The 21,298-nt window shown below is 39.4% G+C and carries 16 protein-coding genes and 1 tRNA gene; 10 read left to right on the top strand and 7 right to left on the bottom strand.

The features are described from left to right. Nucleotides 1-15 precede the first annotated feature (15 nt). Complete coding sequence (locus B4N43_RS19540) at nucleotides 16-318, bottom strand: winged helix-turn-helix domain-containing protein (RefSeq protein WP_075991269.1); 303 nt, start codon at nucleotides 316-318, stop codon at nucleotides 16-18. Further along, the gene (locus B4N43_RS19535; protein ID WP_088160405.1) at nucleotides 315-926 is read right to left on the bottom strand and encodes a hypothetical protein; all 612 of its coding nucleotides are present in this window, start codon (nucleotides 924-926) and stop codon (nucleotides 315-317) included. Before B4N43_RS19535 ends, B4N43_RS19540 begins: the two co-directional genes overlap by 4 nt. Before the next feature lie 149 nt (nucleotides 927-1,075). On the opposite strand from B4N43_RS19535, the gene B4N43_RS19530 reads away from it, so the two are divergent. Both B4N43_RS19530 and B4N43_RS19525 read left to right on the top strand, forming a co-directional pair. Then, a tRNA-Leu gene (locus B4N43_RS19530) sits at nucleotides 1,076-1,157 on the top strand. Nucleotides 1,158-1,225: 68 nt separating this feature from the next. Further along, a complete protein-coding gene (locus B4N43_RS19525; protein WP_088160406.1) occupies nucleotides 1,226-2,551 on the top strand; it encodes a trigger factor in 1,326 nt (441 codons plus the stop codon). A 335-nt stretch (nucleotides 2,552-2,886) separates the two neighbouring features. Here the strand turns inward: B4N43_RS19525 and B4N43_RS19520 are convergent, their stop codons facing one another. Beyond that, a complete protein-coding gene (locus B4N43_RS19520; RefSeq protein ID WP_286735920.1) occupies nucleotides 2,887-7,266 on the bottom strand; it encodes a translocation/assembly module TamB domain-containing protein in 4,380 nt (1,459 codons plus the stop codon). 52 nt (nucleotides 7,267-7,318) lie between these two features. On the opposite strand from B4N43_RS19520, the gene tsaD reads away from it, so the two are divergent. After that, entirely contained in the window at nucleotides 7,319-8,320 is a 1,002-nt protein-coding gene (tsaD, locus tag B4N43_RS19515; RefSeq protein ID WP_120335337.1) for a tRNA (adenosine(37)-N6)-threonylcarbamoyltransferase complex transferase subunit TsaD, read from the top strand. A 69-nt stretch (nucleotides 8,321-8,389) separates the two neighbouring features. Here the strand turns inward: tsaD and B4N43_RS19510 are convergent, their stop codons facing one another. After that, entirely contained in the window at nucleotides 8,390-9,211 is an 822-nt protein-coding gene (locus B4N43_RS19510; RefSeq protein ID WP_145328206.1) for a hypothetical protein, read from the bottom strand. A 72-nt stretch (nucleotides 9,212-9,283) separates the two neighbouring features. Between B4N43_RS19510 and B4N43_RS19505 the strand changes: the two genes are divergently transcribed. Beyond that, complete coding sequence (locus B4N43_RS19505; RefSeq protein ID WP_075991275.1) at nucleotides 9,284-10,192, top strand: energy transducer TonB; 909 nt, start codon at nucleotides 9,284-9,286, stop codon at nucleotides 10,190-10,192. A 131-nt stretch (nucleotides 10,193-10,323) separates the two neighbouring features. Further along, on the top strand, nucleotides 10,324-10,830 hold the full coding sequence (locus B4N43_RS19500) for a hypothetical protein (protein WP_145328207.1): 507 nt from the start codon (nucleotides 10,324-10,326) through the stop codon (nucleotides 10,828-10,830). A 188-nt stretch (nucleotides 10,831-11,018) separates the two neighbouring features. Here B4N43_RS19500 and B4N43_RS19495 read toward each other — a convergent pair whose 3' ends face one another. The 3 genes from B4N43_RS19495 to aspS form a co-directional block, all read right to left on the bottom strand. Further along, a complete protein-coding gene (locus B4N43_RS19495) occupies nucleotides 11,019-12,155 on the bottom strand; it encodes an acyltransferase (protein ID WP_286735919.1) in 1,137 nt (378 codons plus the stop codon). A gap of 72 nt (nucleotides 12,156-12,227) precedes the next feature. Next, complete coding sequence (locus B4N43_RS19490; RefSeq protein ID WP_070564924.1) at nucleotides 12,228-13,616, bottom strand: LutB/LldF family L-lactate oxidation iron-sulfur protein; 1,389 nt, start codon at nucleotides 13,614-13,616, stop codon at nucleotides 12,228-12,230. Between the two features lie 96 nt (nucleotides 13,617-13,712). After that, nucleotides 13,713-15,464, bottom strand: coding sequence for an aspartate--tRNA ligase (gene aspS / locus B4N43_RS19485; RefSeq protein ID WP_088160414.1), 1,752 nt, complete (start codon nucleotides 15,462-15,464; stop codon nucleotides 13,713-13,715). Nucleotides 15,465-15,899: 435 nt separating this feature from the next. Here aspS and mraZ point away from each other — a divergent pair, with 435 nt between their 5' ends. The 5 genes from mraZ to B4N43_RS19460 are packed head-to-tail and all read left to right on the top strand — an operon-like array spanning nucleotide 15,900 to nucleotide 21,295. Further along, nucleotides 15,900-16,361: a division/cell wall cluster transcriptional repressor MraZ gene (gene mraZ / locus B4N43_RS19480; protein WP_070564930.1), complete on the top strand. Its 462-nt coding sequence runs from the start codon at nucleotides 15,900-15,902 to the stop codon at nucleotides 16,359-16,361. 4 nt (nucleotides 16,362-16,365) lie between these two features. After that, nucleotides 16,366-17,280, top strand: coding sequence for a 16S rRNA (cytosine(1402)-N(4))-methyltransferase RsmH (rsmH, locus tag B4N43_RS19475; protein WP_286735918.1), 915 nt, complete (start codon nucleotides 16,366-16,368; stop codon nucleotides 17,278-17,280). 15 nt (nucleotides 17,281-17,295) lie between these two features. After that, on the top strand, nucleotides 17,296-17,709 hold the full coding sequence (locus B4N43_RS19470; RefSeq protein WP_075991280.1) for an FtsL-like putative cell division protein: 414 nt from the start codon (nucleotides 17,296-17,298) through the stop codon (nucleotides 17,707-17,709). A gap of 8 nt (nucleotides 17,710-17,717) precedes the next feature. Beyond that, nucleotides 17,718-19,835, top strand: a complete 2,118-nt coding sequence (locus B4N43_RS19465; RefSeq protein WP_088160416.1) for a penicillin-binding protein — start codon at nucleotides 17,718-17,720, stop codon at nucleotides 19,833-19,835. Beyond that, on the top strand, nucleotides 19,835-21,295 hold the full coding sequence (locus tag B4N43_RS19460) for a UDP-N-acetylmuramoyl-L-alanyl-D-glutamate--2,6-diaminopimelate ligase (protein WP_088160417.1): 1,461 nt from the start codon (nucleotides 19,835-19,837) through the stop codon (nucleotides 21,293-21,295). The genes B4N43_RS19465 and B4N43_RS19460 overlap by 1 nt, the downstream gene beginning before the upstream one ends. Nucleotides 21,296-21,298: the final 3 nt, after the last annotated feature.

Here is a 21,298-nt window from a genome sequence, read left to right as displayed (position 1 = left end):
AAATAGATAAAAAAATTATTTGTATTGTTGTTTTATTAAATTTTCAAGTGCAATAAGATGGTTTTCAAAGGCTTTAAGTCCTTTTGTCGTTCTTTTGTATCTGGTGTTCGGCTTCCGGTCAACAAAGCTTTTTTCGACAATAATGTATTCCTCTTTTTCCAATGTTTTTAGGTTGGAAGCAAGGTTACCATCGGTTACATCCAACAATTCTTTCAATGAATTAAAATCATATTCTTCATTGGCAGCGAGAACACTCATAATTTGGAGGCGAACTCTGTTTTCAAATATTTTGTCATATAAGGAAAGATCTAATTTCACGATTCGTACTTTTTGTAAACGATAAAACCATAGATGATGTGTAGCACACCAAATCCCAATCCCCACAATAGTAATCCGTTGTCCGGGAAACATATACCAATCAAACCCAGACAGATTTCCAGTATACCCAAGCCTTTTGCTTCGGCAAAGGTATAGATACTACCCGCAGTCAGTGCCAGTCCATAAAAGATCAGCAGCATAGCAGCAATCAGCTGGTAGTAGCCTTGGACAAAAAACAACAAGGATATCATGCCACCTGTTAGTAAAGGGATTGAAACTGCAAATAAAAGAGATTTGCTTGTAATGTTCCAAATCGACTGCTTATTTTTTCTCGCCTTTTTACGTGCCATTAGCCAGCCGGTCACTAGGGATGATAACAGGACGATCAGCGCAATCATTAAAAACAGTAGGGGCTCATTCAGATTTTTGCCCAATAGTAGAGCGGTACTTTCGGGTTGATGTATAATATAGTATCCCAATAGCGTTCCGACCAAAGCATAACAGCCCATGAGTACACCTGATAATCCGCTTATTGAAACAAATTTGGACGATTTTTCCATTAATGATCTGATCTGCCCAAGTTCTCTAAATAAATCTTTCTGTTCCATAAAAGTACTTTGATATTCAAAGTAAATGAATAATAATGAATTATGCAAGGGGTTGGGAGAATATTGAAAAAAAATAAAAAAAAGAGTAGAAAATACTTGCAGGATATAGGTTTGGTTTCTATCTTTGTGGCATCAAAAGAAATCCTAATGCGGAAGTGGCGTAATTGGTAGCCGCACCAGACTTAGGATCTGGCGCCGCAAGGCGTGGGGGTTCGAGTCCCTTCTTCCGCACTTGATGTCCTCCCGAACTTAAAACCTCGGGAGGATTTTTTTATGAATGCGATATAGCTAAAAAGAGTATGAATATTTCACACGAGAATGTAGATGCAATCAATGCGGTAGTCAACGTCGCATTAGCACCTGAAGATTATAATCCTCAAGTCGACAAAGAGATTAAAGCGCAAGCTAAAAAAGCAAAATTACCAGGGTTCCGTCCAGGTCAAGTTCCAGTGGGACATATCAGACGTACTTATGGTAAATCTATTTTATTTGATGAGATCAATAAATTAGTGAATGAGAAAATCACCAATTATATTGCTGAAAATAAATTAGAAGTTTTAGGTCAACCACTTCCTTTGGAAGATGATGCACAATACAGCTGGGATTATAAAGACAATTTCAACTTCAAATATGAAATTGGTCTTGCTCCTGCTTTTGAATTACCTTTTACTGCTGAGACTGAATTTACTTCGTACGAAATCAAAGCTGATGAAGAGACATTGGCAGATCGTATCAAGAACTTGCGTCGTAGCTATGGAAAAATGACTAATCCAGAAGTATCTGAAGAAGGTGATGTATTGTATGCAACATTGAAACAAGATAAAGAGGAAGGTCTAGAAAAAACAACTTCTATCCGCACAGATATCGTAGAAGATGCTAAGATCAAAAAATCATTAGTTGGTCTTAAAAAAGACGATGTTGTTAAGATTGATGTTAAAAAAGCGTTCAAAACTGAAGATTTAGCACGTATCTTAGGTATCACTGAGGAAGAAGCAACTGCTTTAGACGTCACTAAATTTGAATTGACTGTTAAGAATATCAACCGCTTAGAAGAAGCTGATCTTAACCAAGAATTTTTCGATAAATTATTCGCGGAAGGTGAAGTAACAGAAGAAGCTCAATTCACAGAAAAAGTGAAAGAAGAAGTTGAGAATTTATTCAAACAAAATTCAGATCAAAGATTACGTAATGATATGTATACTTTTGGTATGGAGAAGGTTGATGTATCTTTCCCTGAAGAATTCTTGAAAAGATGGTTGAAAGCAACTAACCCAAGCATTTCTGAAGAAGAATTGAACGAAGGTTTTGCTGATTTCTTGAATAACTTGAAATGGACAATCATCGAAAATCGCGTTGTTACTGAAAATGGTCTTGAAGTTAAATATGATGAAGTTATCAATTTAGCAAAAGAACGTATCTACGCGCAAATTAAGATGTACAACATCAACGAAGAACCTTCTGATGAGCAGTTGAACCAATTTGCAATTCAATTGTTGCAAGACAGAGAACAAGGTAATCGTTTGTTCGAAGAAGCTAAAGCTTTAAAAGTATTTGATCACTTGAAAGGTTTAGTGAAATTGAATGCTAGTGATATTGAATTCAAAGAATTCGAGAAATTAGCATAAGCGATTTTTAAAATAAAAAGAAAGTCCCTCCAATCTATTTGGAGGGACTTTTTTATTTTCAGCGCAGTGTGGTCGCAGCTTTTACACTATTCTTTTTTTTGTTGTTCATATCATCCAAAGATCGCCTGTGTCGGCCGTTATATGGAGCTGAAAAAAAGCTCTGCTGGTGGAATCGAGACGGACTCCCAGAATAGGGACAATGCGGTTGGAATAGGAGTTGGGCTGCCAGAATTGAAAGAGGTCTGCTTGAGTTGGAATGGTCCACTTGAGTTGAACGAGCTCAGCCAGAATTGAAAAAAGACCTGTTGAAATAGCCAAGGGTCTAAACGAAAACGTTAATTGACTTTGCTTTTCTTTGTTTCAGCAGGAGTTGTCGTAGTCGTCTTCTTGCCAAAAGGGAATAGCCTTTTCAAGAACTCCGAGAAGGTGTTGAATTCCTGCCGATAGAGTAATCCGAAAGCACTAATATATTCGCCGTCATTGGGGCTAAGAAGAAAGTTACGTGTATTTAGGCGATTGGAAGCACGTAGGACCAAACGTCCGTCTTTTCTTAAATAAAACATAGCCTCGGCATCGGTTGAGACCCGATCTGAAAATACATTCAAATCCGTTAGAGCCTGACTTCTACGGTCGGAGATACCTCCTGTCAAAACAAGCCTGTCGTTGAATAGACGCAGTGAGGCAGATGCATCATTTAAAGATTTGATATTAATATCAAAGAAATTGATGTTTAGCGATTGGGCTATGATGTTGTTGATTTGGTTGAATGCTATTTCTGTGCCTGCGGATAGCAAGGTGTTATTTACTTCTTTACCGAAGTCTGTCTGTGTACCAGGTGTAAAACTTCGTCTCACGATTAGGCTAAGCGCTTGTTGATTGACATTGTTGGCATCTGAAAAGTATCCTTGCAGTTCATCCTTAACCCCGGGGTTTTGTGGAAAGTTGATATCAAACGTGATTTCCGGCTGACTTAACTGCCCTTTTAGGATCATGTCGGCCTGTGCCAATACACGCTCGGGATTTTCTTCCCGGCCTGCTGCATTATACAAAGGCGCTAAGCTTGTTCTTTGTTGATAGATGGCATTGATATTGATATTCGCTTCGGTTGGGTTTCCTGCCCATCGCACTGTTCCGCCCTCTTTGAGATCAAAAATCTTGTTGATATAGTCTTGGGCAGTGAAATTGAATTTTCCACTGTTTATGATAAAATCCCCAAACATTTCAAAATCCCCCAATGAAGATATCCGCATGTTGAGATTGCTATTTCCCCTTCCTGATAATTCGCCCATACTGGAGAATAGATTTATTTCTGCATTCGGGTTGATCAAGAGGTCCATATTCATCGTCAGACCGTTGAAATCTCGTTTTTTAGTGTTTTTCTTCGTTTTGGTCGAGTCTTTCTCAATAAAGTAGATAAAGTCGGTATCTGAGATTGTACTGGCACTATTGAAGGGAATATTGATAATCGTATTTTCTTCGGATTTAGCACGGATATTGATGTTCATGGCCGAAGTTAGTCCTTTAAACTGAAAGGTGCCTGAAGCGTAAGCAGTGCCATAATATACATTATTGTCCTTTATTGTGGTATTTAATACCATGAAATTCTTGGTTTCGGCAGTTACATCGATATCGGGATCACTCAATTTGTTGAGATCTACAACGCCATCAATGGTTGCTACATTGTTTTTGGGATCGTATACTTTTAGCCCTGTGAGAAAAATTCGGTTATTGGTAACCGCAATTTCGTCGGAAAGGCGGTATGGCGTTTTTAGGTAATTGATGACCATCGAAGCGTTATCCAATTTTCCAGAACCCGTAATTTTGGGATTCAGGATATCGCCTTCGATATCGAGGTCTGCATTGACCTTGCCCTGAATATTGGATACCAGGCTTCGTAAAAAGGGCTGGAAAACAAACACATCTGTGTTTACGAGTTTAGCTTTCAGATTAAGCTTATTGTTTTCGCTTAGGTGGTTATAGGAACCTTGTAACTGAATTAATTTATTTCCTTCCTCTATCTTGCTGTCTAGTTTAACCAATTGATTTTCGGGATCGTAGTTGGCATTCAGTGCTAATGAGCCGATCGGAATATTGTTATACAGGATAGGAGATGTTTTTATATTGGCGACAATAAAGGGTGCTTTGAATACGGAATTAACTTCAATATTTCCATTTAAATTTCCGGAGAGATTGATGCCATGGGGTTTGGTGATCCCATTTAGGGATGTAAGATTAAAGTCCTGAAATTTGAGATTGATCTGATCACTGACTTCGTTGGACAGGATGCCATCGATATGAACTTTTTGTTCGTCGTGACTCAGTGTTAGTTTTTCAAAGTACCATTTTCCTTTCGATATTTTCAATTGTGCATCATTATTGACAAGCCATCGCTCTCTATTGATTAAGATATTCGATGGATAGAAATTGATATAGGCAGGTTTGGCATGGGCAAAGCGTATGACGCCATTAAGATCCAGACTATTGCTTGCTTCAAGTTCCGACATTTTGATGTTGAATTGTAAACTATCGTTTGCCAAGGTGTTTGAAATATTGACGTTTTTAATATAGGTACTGTCGGTAAAATTTATGCGATCGATGGAGGTCTGCAATTCCATATTCTTCAAGTTGGCATTTTGATCGACAATCAGGTGAGTTAGCCGAATGCCATTGTACTTGAATTCGGGTGCGTAAAAATTAAAACTGGCCGTTTGTTTTTCACTTTCAAATTTTGCATTGAGCGTTGCACCGCTGTCTAACGCAATGTCCTTTCGAAAGAATGTTGCGATCGGCTTAAAAGAAGTTATATTAATATTCAGGTCAAAGTCCTGGCGATTAAAAATGTTGTTTTCAAACCCGATTGCCGGAGCGTAGCGCATGGCTAAAGCTTTAAAATAAGGAACAATTGTATTGAGGTCTATTCTTCCTTTGAGATCAATGTGTCCGATAGCCGACTGCAAGGTTAGGGAGCGTGCATTTTCATCTCCTTCGGCAAGGAAATTGATGTCGCGGATGACGAATTGGCCCTTAGAGGAAGTGAAATTGACACTGTCTGATTTAAATTCGCCGGTAATATTATTGATGTTGTCCCCAATTAAACTGGTGTGGAATTTCGTGTTAATAATGTTGATGGAATCCCCTTGAAAGAAGTTGAGTTTTTTTAGATTGGCTCGTTGGATATCAGCATCCAGGTGATAGTTGGGTTTGACAGACCAATCGATATCTGTGGTAAACTGTAGTTTTAAATTTGGATCATATATTTGCCCTGAAGCAAGAATTAACTGTTTCTCTGTATTTCCTTCAATTTGTATACGTTGATAACTGTAATTCTTGTAATTGAAATTACTAAGATCTCCTTTTATCTTTAGGCTCATTTTCTTAGGATCGGTACCTGTTCCGTCAACCTGTAAATTGAAGCCTGTTGCTCCCAGATCTTTTAATTTTGTTATCGTACCTACATCGAATTTTTTAGATTGAAAATTGCCCGCATATTTTATTTCCTTCTGGATATCCAGTAAGGCATCAGCCTCAACATTACCGATCGCAGTCGTGAAAACTCCCTTTGTCTTAAATTTATTGTATAATCCATTTAGGCTGCCTTTGAATGAAAATTTGTCGAAGATCTGGACAATTTCAGGGAGTTTGAAATTTTTTAGATTTCCGAGATCTGTAATAACTGCATTTAAGTCTTTGTGCTCAGAAGAAATTGCTATACTGGGAATAATAAATTTAGTTTTGTCAATATCTGGTAGACCGATAATCTGAAGATCGCCTGCTAAACTAGTTTTTTTTCCGATTGTTAAATCGACCTGTGATGCGTTGATGGAAGATACAGTTCCTTCTAGATTTGCCCGCTTGATATTGACGTCAAATTTGACTTGGTGCATAGGCGAAGAAAAGAAAGCAATATCCTCGGAGTGAATACGGGAGTCCCGTGCACGAAGTTTTACATGAACTTTATTGATGAAGTCCGAAAAATCGTCAAAGCTGTTGTAGCTAAGTTTGATGTAATTTTTGAATGTAGAACGGTTGGTGGCTAGCATAAGCTCACTGAGCTCGATACTTGTATTGCTTACCGTCGTTTGGCCAAGAAGGCCTTTGATCTCTAAACCCTTCTTTTCGCGAAGATTGAATGTCTTGATGTTCGCTGAAATTTGATTAGAATCGATTTTTATCTTATCAAAATGGGCGTTAAGTTTGGAAATCCCTAAATCTCCAAAGTCGACCACTTTATTGTAATGTTTGCGTCTATGGTTAACATAGTTAAACGCATTGTTCGTAATAACAAGTTCCTTTATATCGAAGATGATTTTTTTTGAACTTTTCTTTTTTTCTTTCTTATGCGGGTTGAAATAACGAATTAAAAATGAAATGTTTGAGCTGTCCTGAAATTGCTCAAAAGTCGCTTGGGTATCCTCAATGGTTAGTTTGTTGATCACAATCTTGTTCAGTTCAATGAACTGAGAAAGGTTGACGTTGGCTTCTAACCTTCCTGATTTTAATATTTCTTTTCCCTGTGGACTATAGAGTTGAAAATCTTCTACTACAATAGATTTAAAAGGTTTGAAATAGACACTTTTGAGGCTTATTTTGGTGTTTAGTTCGTTGGATAAATAGTCGACAGCTTTTTGGGCAACATAATTTTGTACCGGTTTCAACTGTAGTGATAACGCCAATGCAAGCAGTATAATGAATATACTACCAAGGACTATTGACACTATTTTAATTATTTTTTTGATACTTTTGTATTAAAATTTATTACCTCAAGCTATGGCTATTATTTTAGGGATTGAATCCTCTTGTGATGAAACCTCCGCTTCTATCTGTATTAACGGTGAAATTCATTCAAATGTTATTGCAACTCAGGCAATCCACGCAAAATATGGTGGAGTGATTCCCGAGCTCGCTTCACGTGCTCATCAACAAAATATTATTCCAACAGTGGAAGAAGCCATTCGTCAAGCAAAAGTAAGCAAAAATCAAATAGATGCAGTGAGTTTTACGCGGGGACCCGGATTATTAGGTGCACTTTTGGTGGGAACATCTTTTGCAAAATCATTTGCACTCGCACAGAATATTCCTTTAATTGATATAAACCATATGCAGGCGCATATCCTGGCTCATTTTATTGAGGATCCGAAGCCTAGTTTTCCGTTTTTATGTCTTACTGTTTCTGGTGGTCATACGCAAATTGTGTTGGTGAAAGATTATTTTGAAATGGAACTTTTGGGAGAAACATTGGATGACGCGGCAGGGGAGGCTTTTGATAAAACAGCTAAAATCCTGAATCTTCCTTATCCCGGTGGACCGCTCATCGATAAATTTGCAAAAGAAGGTAATCCGGCAGCTTATCGGCTTCCTGAACCACAGATCCCTGGTTTAAATTTTAGCTTTTCAGGATTGAAGACCGCGATATTATATTTGGTCCAAGATCAATTGAAGCAGAACCCGGATTTTCTGACCCACAATATGGCCGACTTATGTGCTAGCGTGCAATCCCGTATTGTATCAATCCTGCTGAATAAATTAAAGAAAGCGGCAAAGGAGACAGGGGTAAAGGATATTGCCATTGCAGGTGGCGTTTCGGCTAATTCTGGCCTGAGACAGAGCTTAATTGAAATGGGGGAGAAATACAAATGGCGGGTCTTCATACCAAAATTTGAATACTGTACGGATAATGCAGCGATGATTGCCATTGCGGGCTATCATAAATTTCTAAAAAAAGATTTTGTAGGTCAGGACGTCGCTCCTATGGCTAGGATGCACCTGTAGCAACTATTGAAATCTTGAGTTTCCCCGGGCACTGTCCTTTTGTACTGGGGAAACTTAAAATTCTTTATTTTATAAAGGGGAACTATACCCATAGGCCTGTGCCATAGAGGTAAATAAGTTTTTCTTCGGCTGGTAAAAGTTTAGTTCATACCCCTCAGCACCCCAAAAGATACTGATAAAACTAATTCCTTGCTCAGAACGCAATACTGTTAGTATCTGAAAAGCCTCGTTGTCAAACTGACCGCCATCATCAACACGCCAAGTGCTGATATCATCGTATAAAGCCGGGAAATCCAAATTGATCAGCTGTTCGTCCTTTGCGTAGGAAAATACAGCTAAAGCAGAATCTTGTTGATTTTCAAATACCGTAAGATTAAACTCGGACTGATCACTGAGGATGGCAACTGTCGTACTTTTATTAATCTTCCTATTGTATTTCTTCTCAAGCTGCTCCTTAATCGCTGAAGATGTTTCTTTTTGAACTTTTGTAAACTGCTCAATTTTGTACTGATCTAAAAAAGCCTTGTTGACAAGCATGCCAAATTCGCCTGATTTAATTGCGTCACTAATTTTAAATAACGAACCTTCACTATTCGCGAAGTTCTGCGCGGTCTGTCTTCCGTTACTCTCTTTGTTATCCATTTTATTCTGAACAAACTCAAGGGGGCTAACTTGGTTTTCCACAATGACATAATTATATTTTTCCGGACCCTCCATTGCTTGATCCATAGGAAGAGCGATTAGTGAGTCCTTTTGCTGGTTTAAAAAACCAAAATATGGCGAAATTGTCTCTTCCTTATTTTCATGCTTAATTGCAGTCTTGGATTGATTTTGATTGTTACCACAAGCATATAATGTAAGTAGAAAAATAGCTGAAAAAAGTGACTTCATAAGTATTTTGAATTTTTTTGTGAAATATAAGGCTTTCGCTCATCATAATGAAAAGATTTAAACTTTAATGTTATGATGAACTCTAAATTGAATATCTACCGCAAAGAATGGCTGGACGTTATTTTTGCTGGTCGTAACAAAATGTACGGTGCTTACGAGTTGCGAAATCTCTCTGATAAAGCAACAAATGTGGGTTTGGGAATTGTTGTTTCTTTTGCAGTTTTGCTGATCGCAGGATCCTATGCATATAATAAATATTTTAAGCAAACTGTTCCGCCCGTGATTTATACAGTACAAGATATTGGGCCCGACATGCTGGAAGAAATTCAAAAGAAGGTAGAGGAGAAAGAAGAGGTTCCTGAAGAACCTGTCATGATGAAGGAGAAAGCCCCGCAGCAGGTTGCCCAAGATGTATCCAAATTTGATCTGGTTAGAATGCCTGATATAAAAGTGGCGAAAGCAAATCAAGTTACGGAAGAACTTGTGAGTCAGGATGAGTTGAAAAATCCCAATACAATGACCTCAAGGATCACATTAAAAGCAAGTCCATCGGGAACATATATTGCGCGTGGTGAATTTGGTTCTTCAAAAAGAGACGGTGATATTACTGGTTCTAAAGATGGTTCATTATCCGGAGGCGGAACTGATGATAATTCTAACAGTACATTTACATCAGTAGAAATTATGCCAACACCTGTAGGGGGACTGCCTGCCTTTATGAAGTGGATCGCCGAGAATTATAACTTTCCACAACAGGCTTTGGATCAAGGGGTGTCTGGTGTTATAGAGGTTTCTTTTGTCGTTGAAAAAGATGGATCACTAACAGATATTGCTGTTAAACGTGATATGAAATTTGGTACGGGAGATGCTGCTATAAACTTATTGAAGAAAGCGAAAAAATGGAAACCAGGGGTGCAAAATGGACTTAAAGTGCGTGTAGCGTATACATTACCGATCCGTTTAAGTGCTGTCTCACAATAAATGCTTCTTAACTTTATTTAACAGATCATCAATTAAACTTTCGATAGCCAAGAGCACTCTTACTGATAAATAAGCTGAAAAAGAGTACTTATTAAAAAGAATGATTGTTGGTTTTATAAAAAAATAAAGAAATGAAAAAGTTGATGTTAAGTTTGGCGTTATCTGGATTGATGTTAGCCGGTTTCGCTCAAGAAAAAAAAGATGTTAAACCAGAAATGAAAGAAATGCAAACTTCCGTGCATAAACATAAAATGGGAAGAATGCGCGATGGTTTTAAAAATAAAACTCCAGAGGAAGTTGCTAAGATGAAAACTGATCGCATGGATCAAAAATTGAAATTTACAGATAAACAGCGTAAAGATATCTATGCCTTTAATTTGAAGCAAGCAAAAGACCATCAAAAAATGGCTGCTGAACGTCAGGAACATCGATCAAAAATGAAAAAACAACGTGTGGCAGAGCATGAAAAAATGATGGGAATGTTAACTCCAGAGCAACAAAAAACGTTAAAGGATTCCTACGCTGAAAATCGTAAAATGCACAAAGAACATTGGAAAAAAGACAGACAGCTAAAAAGAAAAGACTTTAAAAAAGGTGAAGTAACTAAAACAAATGAGGCAGACGTAAAAGCATCGTAAAAATTAAACAAGGATAGTTTTCATATTAAATATTGGTGAGTGTTAGTAGAGGAGGGAACCGTTGGTTCCCTCTTTCTTATTATGTAAGCTCATGCTTAATACCTAAGCTCATCATTTGTTCGACGTGTTTTGTCTAGCTCAAAGGTTACACGATTGCAAAACGCTTCGGTATCCCCATCAGGATGCGCTTATTTGATAAACCTTCTTGTTATTGAATTACTAGCCATCAGCTTGGTGATCAGGAAACTTAAGCTAAAACCTAAGAGCGCTATGGAGAAAATTTTCAATGTGGCTGGAAGAGTAGGAATAGGCAAGAAGATGTCTGTCAATGCTTGAACAATGATAAAATGCGCTAAGTAAATACCAAACGTGGCTGATGAAAGACGTTTTATCCATTTAGATTCGGGTATCTTCAGCTTTTGAACGACAAGAAAAAGAGCAATGGTCATGAACGCTACGTTGATATTACAGAAATACCAGATAACCTCGAGATTGGTATAATTTCCTGGATAGTACTTTTGAGTCGCCAAGAAGCCAAAAAATGTGGCTAAAAATCCAACGATAAATAAAGGTAAGGCAATCGCTATGGTCTTGGTGATAGACCATTGAAAAGGATAGTTGACCAGATAATAAGCCAACACAATGTAACCCAGAAAACCTGAAAAATAGTAGAAGGTGCCAAATTCATTCCAGTTACAGACTCCCCAGATCCCCATCTGGTCATAGTTGCCCGCATATCCCAATGTTGGAGCTATCATTTTTATGTATGGAATGAGGAGTGTGACTATCCAGAATGCAAGAAAATATTGAATGTCTTTTTTTGTTGCCTGATTCAACCAGCTGCCAATGATAGGTATGATGAGGTATAAACCAATTAACATATACATGTACCAAAGAGGGGTAGTATCGTAGTTAAAATTAAAGATTGCTGTATAAATTTTTGTAATCGTTGCTTGCATCGTAAAATTATTCATATCGATCAAAGCACTGGGACTACTTTTAATAAAGTTCAGGTATACAAAAAAAGCCATTGGCAATACAATTGACCAAAAGATAAGTGGGGCAATTATTCTTCCGATTCTCTTTTTATAAAAGGTAGCCAGATCGGTTTTAACGGGAAATAGGAGTATACCTGACATCATCGCAAATAAGGGGACACAGGCGCGAACAATACTTCCCCAGAACACACCTTGGTGAAAGGTGCTGCTGTTGTCAAATGTTCCGACAAAGGCGTCGCAGCTATGGGATATGAGTACCATAAAGCAGGCAAGAATACGTAAGAAATCAATCCAGGGAAGATAAGTTTTTGTATTTTCAGAAGTCATTTGTATTGAGGTTTGGGAGCGAAGCTAACAAAAAAAGTGGCATTAGTTTGATCGTCTAATGCCACTTTTTTGTTATTCTTTATTTTTTTGATGTTCTTTCCATTGTTTGGAGAAAGATTTGTCGGCCAATTTGGGTAGTTCCCGTTGATCTCCCCAGGTTTTCTGAAAGAGTTTTTTGAGGAAGAAATTTTTGAATTTCCCACCAAAAAAATCGATTAGTTTTCTTCGCATTATCCCGTAGGTGAACCACTGCCATACTTTTTGTTCCGTTTTTGTTGCCAGCCCCTGATCAACTGAATCTTTTCTGTTGACGAGAAGCATGCGCTGTATGTCAATACCAACGGGGCAGACCTCTGTACATTTTCCACAGAGAGTGGAAGCGTAGCTTAGGTGTTTGAATTCTTTCATGCCATTTAAATGTGGCGATATGAGCGATCCAATTGGGCCCTGATAAGTCGTTTCATAGGTATGTCCACCGATGTTTTGATAGATTGGACATACATTCAGACAGGCGCCACAACGGATGCAGTACAAACCCTGACGTTGTTCTTTTTGCGCTAAGAGCTTGCTGCGGCCATTGTCAAGCAGTATAACATACATTTCTTCGGGGCCATCTGATTCATAAGGCTGTTTTGGCCCAGTGAGTAGCGTATTGTATACCGTTAGATTTTGACCCGTGCCATGTGTGGATAGGAGTGGCCAAAAGACTTCTAAATCTTGTACGTTGGGAATGATTTTTTCTATTCCAACGACGGCGATATGTGTTTTGGGGAAGGTCGATGTCAATCGGGCGTTTCCTTCATTTTCGGTAATTGCTATACTTCCAGTTTCGGCAATTAAGAAATTGGCTCCGGTAATCCCAATTTCTGCCGATAGGTAGCGATCTCGAAGTAATTCACGGGCCTTCATTGTAAGTTGCTCCGCAGATGCATCTAGCGGTGTGTCAAATTTCTCGTGAAAAAGCTTGGCGATATCTTCCAGGCTCAAATGCATGGCCGGCGTAACAAAATGATAAGGTTTTTGATCCAGCAGCTGAATGATATATTCGCCAAGATCAGTTTCTATGGCTTCAATGTTTTTGGAGGCCAGAAAATGATTAAGCTCGATCTCTTCTGTCGCCATCGATTTTGACTTTACGACAGATTTTGCTTTTTTACGCGCAATGATCGAATAGATTTCGTCCAAGGCTTCCGTAGCATCATTGGCCCAGATTACTTTTCCGCCTCGAGCCGTGAAGTTTGCTTCAAATTGCAACAAATAGCGATCGAGATTTTCCATGACCTTCCATTTTATCAGGTTCGCTTTTATCTTGCTATTTTCAAGGTCCGCAAATTTGCTCTTGCCTTTTTCGAAAGCCATGCTGTATTTGTCGATATTGTAATTGATAATATCGCGGTGTTTGGTGTCAAATGCTTTTTGCGCACTTTCCTTAATAAACGTATTAGCGGTACTCTCTGCCATCTAATCTGCTAATTTTTCACAAAAAAAGTTGGTAAAAATTACCAACTTTTAAATATACTGTTAATAAATTGTTTCTCGAAAATCGAGTTAAATAATTTATGCTTTTATCGCAATATTTAAGCTTAGCTCGTCCAGCTGCTCTTGGTGAATGGTTGACGGTGCGTCAATCATAACATCTCTTCCCGAGTTGTTTTTTGGGAAGGCAATGACGTCACGGATAGAATCTAAACCTGCCAATAAGGATACTAGTCGGTCAAAACCAAAAGCCAATCCGCCATGTGGAGGAGCACCGAAGGTAAAGGCCTCCATAAGGAATCCAAATTGTTTTTTTGCTTCTTCAGGACTGAATCCTAAATGTTTGAACATGAGCGATTGAAGCTCTCTGTCATGGATACGGATTGATCCACCACCTACTTCTACACCGTTTAAAACAAAGTCATAGGCATTTGCCCTTACTTCTCCGGGATTGGTATCTAAAAGCGGTATATCTTCCGGTTTTGGTGAAGTGAATGGGTGGTGCATTGCATGGAAACGGCCACTTTCTTCGTCCCATTCCAATAGTGGGAAATCAACGACCCATAATGGAGCAAAGGTTTCTTTGTTGCGGAAACCAAGTTGTGACGCAACTTCAAGGCGTAATTCATTGAGTTGTTTGCGAACTTTGTCTGTTCCACCAGCCATAATTAACAATAAGTCGCCAGGTTTCGCGTGGAACGCTTCTGCAATTGCCGACAGTTGTTCTGGCGTGAAAAATTTATCAACGGACGACTTCACTGAACCATCTTCATTCACGCGCGCATATACCAAGCCCGTTGCACCAATCTGTGGACGTTTGATAAAATCGGTCAAAGCATCCAGTTGTTTTCTGGTATAATGTGCACAATTTTCCGCATTGATACCAACCACTAACTCTGCTGCATCAAATACAGGGAAACCTTTTCCTTTGGCAACCTCGTTTAGTTCAACAAACTGCATTCCGAAACGGATATCCGGTTTGTCTGATCCGTAAAGGCGCATCGCATCTGCGTAAGTCATACGCGGAACATTGCCTAAGTCGATACCTTTGATTGTTTTGAAGATATGTTTTGCAAGTCCTTCAAAGATATTTAATACATCTTCCTGTTCTACAAAAGACATTTCACAGTCTATTTGCGTGAATTCCGGTTGGCGGTCTGCACGCAAATCTTCATCACGAAAACATTTTACAATTTGAAAATAGCGATCAAATCCTGAAACCATCAATAATTGTTTGAAGGTCTGTGGGGATTGTGGTAACGCATAAAATTCTCCAGGATTCATACGGGAAGGTACGACAAAGTCGCGTGCTCCCTCCGGAGTTGATTTAATCAGGTATGGAGTTTCTACTTCCAGGAAGTTTTGGGAGTCAAGATAACGGCGTACCTCTTGTGAGGTCTTATGACGTAAAATAAGGTTTTCACGTACGGGGTTACGACGCAAATCCAGGTATCTGAACTTCATTCTGATGTCATCACCACCATCTGTTTCATCTTCTATTGTAAAAGGGGGTAATTTAGCGGCATTTAATATTTCAAGATTTGAAACCTTGATTTCAATGTCTCCAGTGGAGATTTTAGCATTTTTATTAGAGCGTTCGATAACTTCTCCGGTTACCTTGATGACATATTCTCTTCCGAGCTCACGGGCACTTGCGCGCAAGGAAGCATCATCATCTGCATTGAACGTTAATTGTGTGATACCATATCGGTCTCTAACATCGATGAAAGTCATACCGCCCAAATCGCGCGATTTTTGAACCCATCCACTTAGGGTAACCGTTTTCCCTAAGTCAGCTAGTGTTAATTCTCCACAAGTGTGTGTTCTGTGCATATCGTTATGAAAATTATATTTGACGCAAAATTATTGGTTTTACTCGACAATAACGAATTCTGTTTAGGTTATTTGAGTAGCGTTCTCCCACTTTCTTCCACATCTTTTCTTTCTGTTTTTGTTGTCTCCCACTTTGCCCCCTTTTGAGAGAAAAATTGGGTAAAATTAAATTTCTAAAGAGGAAATTTTTACAATTCATTTCTGATTTTGATAAAAAAAAGAGCGAAAAATCGTGTCTCGTGTAATAGTTTGTTTTGCTGATAAATTGGGGTTTAACTGCTTGTAAATAAGGTTTTACATGTGTTTCATTCCAAGAGTACTTCTGTTTGTTGTAGCTATTTGTCGATGTGGAAAACTTTTTTATGTGATAAAGTGGGGGAAAGTGGGAGAAAGTGTATACTTTTACATTTAAATTAGAATAGGATAATTGACGACATGACTCAGTTGATCGGAGAATTCGAATGCAAGTTAGACGCCAAAGGAAGAATGGTGTTGCCAGCTGCGCTCAAGAGGCAAATGCCTCATGTAGAGCGGGATGGCCTTGTAGTGAATCGCGGTTTTGAGAAACATCTGGTATTTTATCCAAGAGAAGAGTGGGATTTGATGACGGCTAAGCTGGCGAAATTGAATCAATTCGATCCTAAAGTACGGGCGTTTGTTCGTGCTTTTACGCGTGGCGCTACGGAATTAACGTTGGATGCTGCGGGGCGTGTTTTGTTACCAAAAAGTTTGTTGGAATTTGCGGGCATAAGCACTGAATTGGTTTTGGCTTGTCAGTTTAATAAGATTGAGGTTTGGTCAAAAGAAGGATATGAGGAATTGATGGGTGATGGCGGAGTAGAGGATATATCATCTTTGGCGGCAGAGGTAATGGGGGATATTAATTTTGGACTATAAGCGTATGGAGAATGTATATCATGTTCCGGTAATGTTGCAAGAATGCATGGATGCTTTGGCTATTAAGCCGGATGGTATCTACGTGGATGTAACTTTTGGTGGTGGTGGTCATTCTCGGGAGATTTTGAAGAGATTGGGGCCAAAAGGGAAGCTGTTTGCTTTTGATCAGGATCCCGATGCATTGGAGAATGCAATTGACGATCCTCGTTTTACATTGATACATCAAAACTTTAGGTTTTTAAAGAATAGCCTTCGGTTGGAAGGAGTACGTTCTGTAGATGGTGTTTTGGCAGATTTAGGTGTTTCCTCGCATCAATTTGATGCGGCTGATCGTGGGTTTTCTATTCGCTTTGACGCGGATCTGGATATGCGTATGGATCAAGTTGGTGATTTAGATGCGAAGTCGCTTTTGGCGACTTATTCGGAGGAGGATCTTCACCGTATTTTTGGGATGTATGGTGAAATCATGAATGCCAAGTCGCTTGCGAAAACAATTGTTACTGCACGTTTGGCACAGCCAATCCAGACTGTTGCCGAATTGAAAGAGGTGATTCAACGGATGGTTCCGAAAGGTAAAGAACATAAGTATCATGCGCAGGTATTTCAGGCGCTTCGTATAGAAGTGAATCGCGAGCTGGAAGCCTTACAGGAGTTTTTGTTGCAAACAGTTGATGTGCTACAGGCTGAAGGTCGATTGGCGGTGATGTCCTATCACTCTCTGGAAGATCGTTTGGTCAAAAATTTTATGGCCAAAGGGAAGTTTAAAGGAGAAGTTGAAAAGGATTTTTTTGGAAATGAAATTAAGCCATTTCATGTGTTGAGCCGTAAAGCAATTACGGCATCTGCGCAAGAGTTGGCGGTAAATAATAGATCGCGCAGTGCGAAACTGCGTATTGCTGAAAAGTTGGATTTGTCTTAAAAATGGAGCGAGAGGATGAGCAGAAATACGATAAGACAGAAAGAATTGAGTGAAGAAGTTCAGGAGGAACTACAAGAAACTGTCGAAGAAAAGGCGGAACAAACAGAAGCGTTTATTAAAACGCTTTTTACCGTTGGAGACCTTTCGTTAAATAAAATATTGCAGTACTTGCCGTTTGGAGCCTTTATCGCTTTTCTGATGTTGTTGTATATTTCCAATCGTCATTTTGCAGAGCGAACTATTCGGAGTATCGATAAAGTGAGTAAAGAGGTGAAGGAATTGGGCTGGGATCATAAATCGCTCTCCGCCGAACTGATGAAAATGTCTACACAGACAGAAATTGCCAAACGTGTAGATTCGCTGGGATTGAAAGAGCGTGTGGAGCCACCGATCAAAGTTGAAGTTATAGAGAATAAGGAAGATAAATAGGAAGAGTTATGAGTATCAGAAATACGATTCTTGTTCGTGTCTATTTTGCTTTTGGGCTTATCGTACTACTTGCGTTTTTGGTATTTGGAAAAATGACAAAGTTGCAGTATGTCGATGGAGAGCATTGGAAAGCTTTAGCGGATAGCCTTTCTATTCAGGAACGAGAGGTTGAGGCTGCTCGTGGTAATATCTATTCAAATGACGGAAGCTTGTTGGCAACATCAGTGCCTGAATATGAGCTTCGTTTTGATGCAATGGCTATTCCGGAAGAGGGTGAAGAGTATTTCAATTTGAAAGTTGACTCCTTGGCTATTAAACTTGCTGATTTTTTTAAAGATAAATCATCGCGGCAGTATTTGACATTATTAAAACAGGCGCGCAATAAAAAACAACGCTACTTGTTGCTCAAACGTAATGTGTCACATCAGGATTTAAAACGGGTAAAACAATTTCCTTTACTTAAATCTGCTCGTGTCAACAAGGAACGTTTTCCAAGTTGTTTGATTACTGATAGGCAGAATAAGCGCATTTTACCTTTTGTCAATCTCGCTGCGAGGACCATCGGTTATAAAAATGTGAAAGAAGATATTCATGTTGGACTGGAAGGTGCGTATGGAGAATATATCGACGGAAAAAGCGGGAAGAGGTTAATGCAGCGTATTGCCGGTGGGGTATGGATTCCTGTCAACAAAGATATTGAGGTTGCTCCGGTTGATGGGTCTGATATTATCTCGACCATTGATGTGAATATGCAGGATATGGCGCAAAGGGCCCTGGAGAAGCAGATGATTACAAGTAACGCGGATGAGGGCTGTGTTGTGATGATGGAGGTGAAAACAGGAGAGGTGCGTGCGGTGGCCAATTTTATGCGTGATAAAGATGGGGTCTATCGTGAAAAGTTCAATCTTGCAATTGCGCAAAGTGCAGATCCAGGTTCAACATTTAAGTTGGCTTCTTATTTGGCTTTGATTGATGATAAGAAAATAGACTCGAGTACAACAGTGAATATTGGTAATGGTAATTGGCCAATTTACAAGCATACCATTCGTGATTCACATGCGCCTAAGAAGTCTATAATTTCTGCGAAAAGGGCCTTTGAGGAATCGTCGAATGTGGGTGTTACTAAGTTTGTTTATCAGGCTTATAAAGATAACCCAGATCAGTTTACATCAAAACTGCATTCTTTTGGTTTTGGAAAAACGCTAGATCTGCAAATTCCGGGTGAAGGGGTGCCCTTGGTGAAATCTTCGAAAAGTAAAAGCTGGAGTGGGTTGTCGCTGGTACAGATGGCTTACGGCTATGAAATGAAAATTACGCCATTGCAAACGTTGACATTTTATAATGCTGTCGCAAATAATGGTAAGTTGATAGCGCCGCTATTTGTTAAAGAAATTCGGCATTTAGGAAATACAATTCAAACGTTTCAAGCGAAAGTCATTAATGAAAAGATCGCCTCGGATCATGCTTTAGCAGAGGTGCGGGGAATGATGGAAGGCGTTATGACTGAAGGGACAGGTAGAAGTGTTGCTAGCCCATTGTATAGCTCTGGTGGTAAAACAGGAACGGCACAGATGGCTGATGGCTCGAGAGGGTACGGTGCTAGACGATATCAATCTTCATTTGCTGGGTATTTTCCAGCTGAAGATCCAAAATATTCCATTATTGTCGTGATTCGTAATCCGAGAAATGGATATTATGGGGCATCGATTGCAGGTCCTGTATTTAAAGAGCTTGCAGACATGGTATATGCAAACGATATGGAGATGGAGGGAAAAAAGACGTTTAAAGCAGTTAATGTGGGCGGAAGAATGCCATTGACTTTGCAGGGGTCGAAGGAAGCTAGTAAAAAAGTGTACGATAAATTGGGGATTAATACCGTGAATTGGGATACGATTGCGCGGGGAGAGGTGGATACCTCGACACGAGGCGTACCATTCATAGATTTAAAATATAAAGAAGGAATCGTTCCAAATGTTGTCGGAATGGGATTGATGGATGCTTTATATGTTGTGGAGAATGCAGGATTTAAAGCGCACGTGACAGGAAAAGGAAGAGTTGGAATGCAGTCGTTAGCTGCAGGACAGAAACTGGCTTTTGGAACGGCGATAAATTTAGAACTTAAGTAATGATGGATTTAAAAAAAGTATTGCATGCTATTCCTGTACAGCAGGTTGTAGGGAACCTTGAAGAGGTCGATGTGCACTCTTTGTGCTTTGATTCCAGAAAAGTGGAGTTGGGAAGTTTGTTTATCGCAGTGCGAGGTGTTCAAACAGATGGTCATTTGTTTGTAGACAAGGCAATTACTTCGGGAGCAAGAGCAGTTATTGTAGAGGAGTTGCCAAAAGAGACGTTAGACTCTGTTGCCTATATTTTAGTAGCCGATTCGGCATATGCTTTGGGTGTGGCTGCCGCTAATTTTTACGGAAATCCTTCGGAACAGTTGAAGTTGGTCGGTGTGACCGGCACAAATGGTAAAACGACAGTAGCTACATTGTTGTTTCAGCTGTTTACTGAGTTGGGCTACCATGTAGGCTTATTATCTACGGTGCAAAACCAGATTGGAACGAAGATTATACCAGCAACACATACAACACCGGACCCTATTCAATTGAATAAATTGTTACGGGATATGGTTGATGATGGCTGTGACTATGCATTTATGGAGGTTAGTTCACATGCTGTCGTTCAGGAACGTATTGCAGGCTTGGTGTTTGCGGGTGCAATATTCACAAATATTACGCATGATCACCTTGATTTTCATAAAACTTTTGATAACTATATTAAAGCGAAAAAGAAGTTTTTTGATGATTTGGATGCGAATGCTTTTGCTTTGACGAATGCTGACGATAGAAATGGCCAGGTCATGCTTCAAAATACAGTGGCACATCGGAAAAGCTATGGCTTGCGTTCTGGTGCAGATTTTAAAGCAAAGGTGATCGAAAGCCATTTCGATGGTATGTTGATGAGTGTTGACGGACAGGAAGTATGGGTGAAATTGATCGGCGATTTCAATGCATATAACCTTTTGGCGGTTTATGCTGCCGCTATCTTGCTTGAGCAGGAAACGGTGAAAGTGTTGACCGCACTTAGTACCTTGAAAGGAGCAGAAGGACGATTTGAAACGATGAAATCGGCTTCGGGTGTTTTTGGAATTGTAGACTACGCGCATACACCTGATGCGGTTGAAAATGTGTTGAAGACTATAAGTTCATTGCGACGTCCAGAGCAAAAAATCATTACGGTGTTAGGATGCGGCGGCGATCGGGATAAGACCAAAAGACCTGAAATGGCAGAGGCGGCTCTGCGTTATAGTGACCGTTTTTTAATTACATCTGATAATCCGCGGACGGAAGATCCTTATCAGATTATTAGAGATATCGAAGCTGGTGTGGCAGCAGACCAAAAGGCGAAGACGCTTTCTATAGCGGATCGTAAAGAAGCCATACGCACAGCATATCAGCTGGCTAATCCGGGGGATATTATCCTAGTGGCAGGAAAAGGGCATGAGAAATATCAAGATGTAAATGGTGTGAAACATCATTTTGATGATAAAGAAGTTTTAGAGAATACATTTAACGAACAATAGAAA

The organism is Sphingobacterium sp. UBA1897, assembly GCF_002337775.1.
Classification (GTDB): Bacteria; Bacteroidota; Bacteroidia; order Sphingobacteriales; family Sphingobacteriaceae; genus Sphingobacterium; species Sphingobacterium siyangense.
Note: the sequence above shows the minus strand (reverse complement) of the source record. Positions and strands in the feature narration are given on the sequence as shown.

Coding starts and splice junctions, on each gene's coding strand:
- B4N43_RS19535 (WP_088160405.1), bottom strand. CDS start 926: ATGGAACAGAAAGATTTATTTAGAGAACTTGGGCAGATCAGATCATTA.
- B4N43_RS19525 (WP_088160406.1), top strand. CDS start 1,226: ATGAATATTTCACACGAGAATGTAGATGCAATCAATGCGGTAGTCAAC.
- tsaD (WP_120335337.1), top strand. CDS start 7,319: ATGGCTATTATTTTAGGGATTGAATCCTCTTGTGATGAAACCTCCGCT.
- B4N43_RS19510 (WP_145328206.1), bottom strand. CDS start 9,211: ATGAAGTCACTTTTTTCAGCTATTTTTCTACTTACATTATATGCTTGT.
- B4N43_RS19505 (WP_075991275.1), top strand. CDS start 9,284: ATGATGAACTCTAAATTGAATATCTACCGCAAAGAATGGCTGGACGTT.
- B4N43_RS19500 (WP_145328207.1), top strand. CDS start 10,324: ATGAAAAAGTTGATGTTAAGTTTGGCGTTATCTGGATTGATGTTAGCC.
- B4N43_RS19495 (WP_286735919.1), bottom strand. CDS start 12,155: ATGACTTCTGAAAATACAAAAACTTATCTTCCCTGGATTGATTTCTTA.
- B4N43_RS19490 (WP_070564924.1), bottom strand. CDS start 13,616: ATGGCAGAGAGTACCGCTAATACGTTTATTAAGGAAAGTGCGCAAAAA.
- aspS (WP_088160414.1), bottom strand. CDS start 15,464: ATGCACAGAACACACACTTGTGGAGAATTAACACTAGCTGACTTAGGG.
- mraZ (WP_070564930.1), top strand. CDS start 15,900: ATGACTCAGTTGATCGGAGAATTCGAATGCAAGTTAGACGCCAAAGGA.
- rsmH (WP_286735918.1), top strand. CDS start 16,366: ATGGAGAATGTATATCATGTTCCGGTAATGTTGCAAGAATGCATGGAT.
- B4N43_RS19470 (WP_075991280.1), top strand. CDS start 17,296: ATGAGCAGAAATACGATAAGACAGAAAGAATTGAGTGAAGAAGTTCAG.
- B4N43_RS19465 (WP_088160416.1), top strand. CDS start 17,718: ATGAGTATCAGAAATACGATTCTTGTTCGTGTCTATTTTGCTTTTGGG.
- B4N43_RS19460 (WP_088160417.1), top strand. CDS start 19,835: ATGATGGATTTAAAAAAAGTATTGCATGCTATTCCTGTACAGCAGGTT.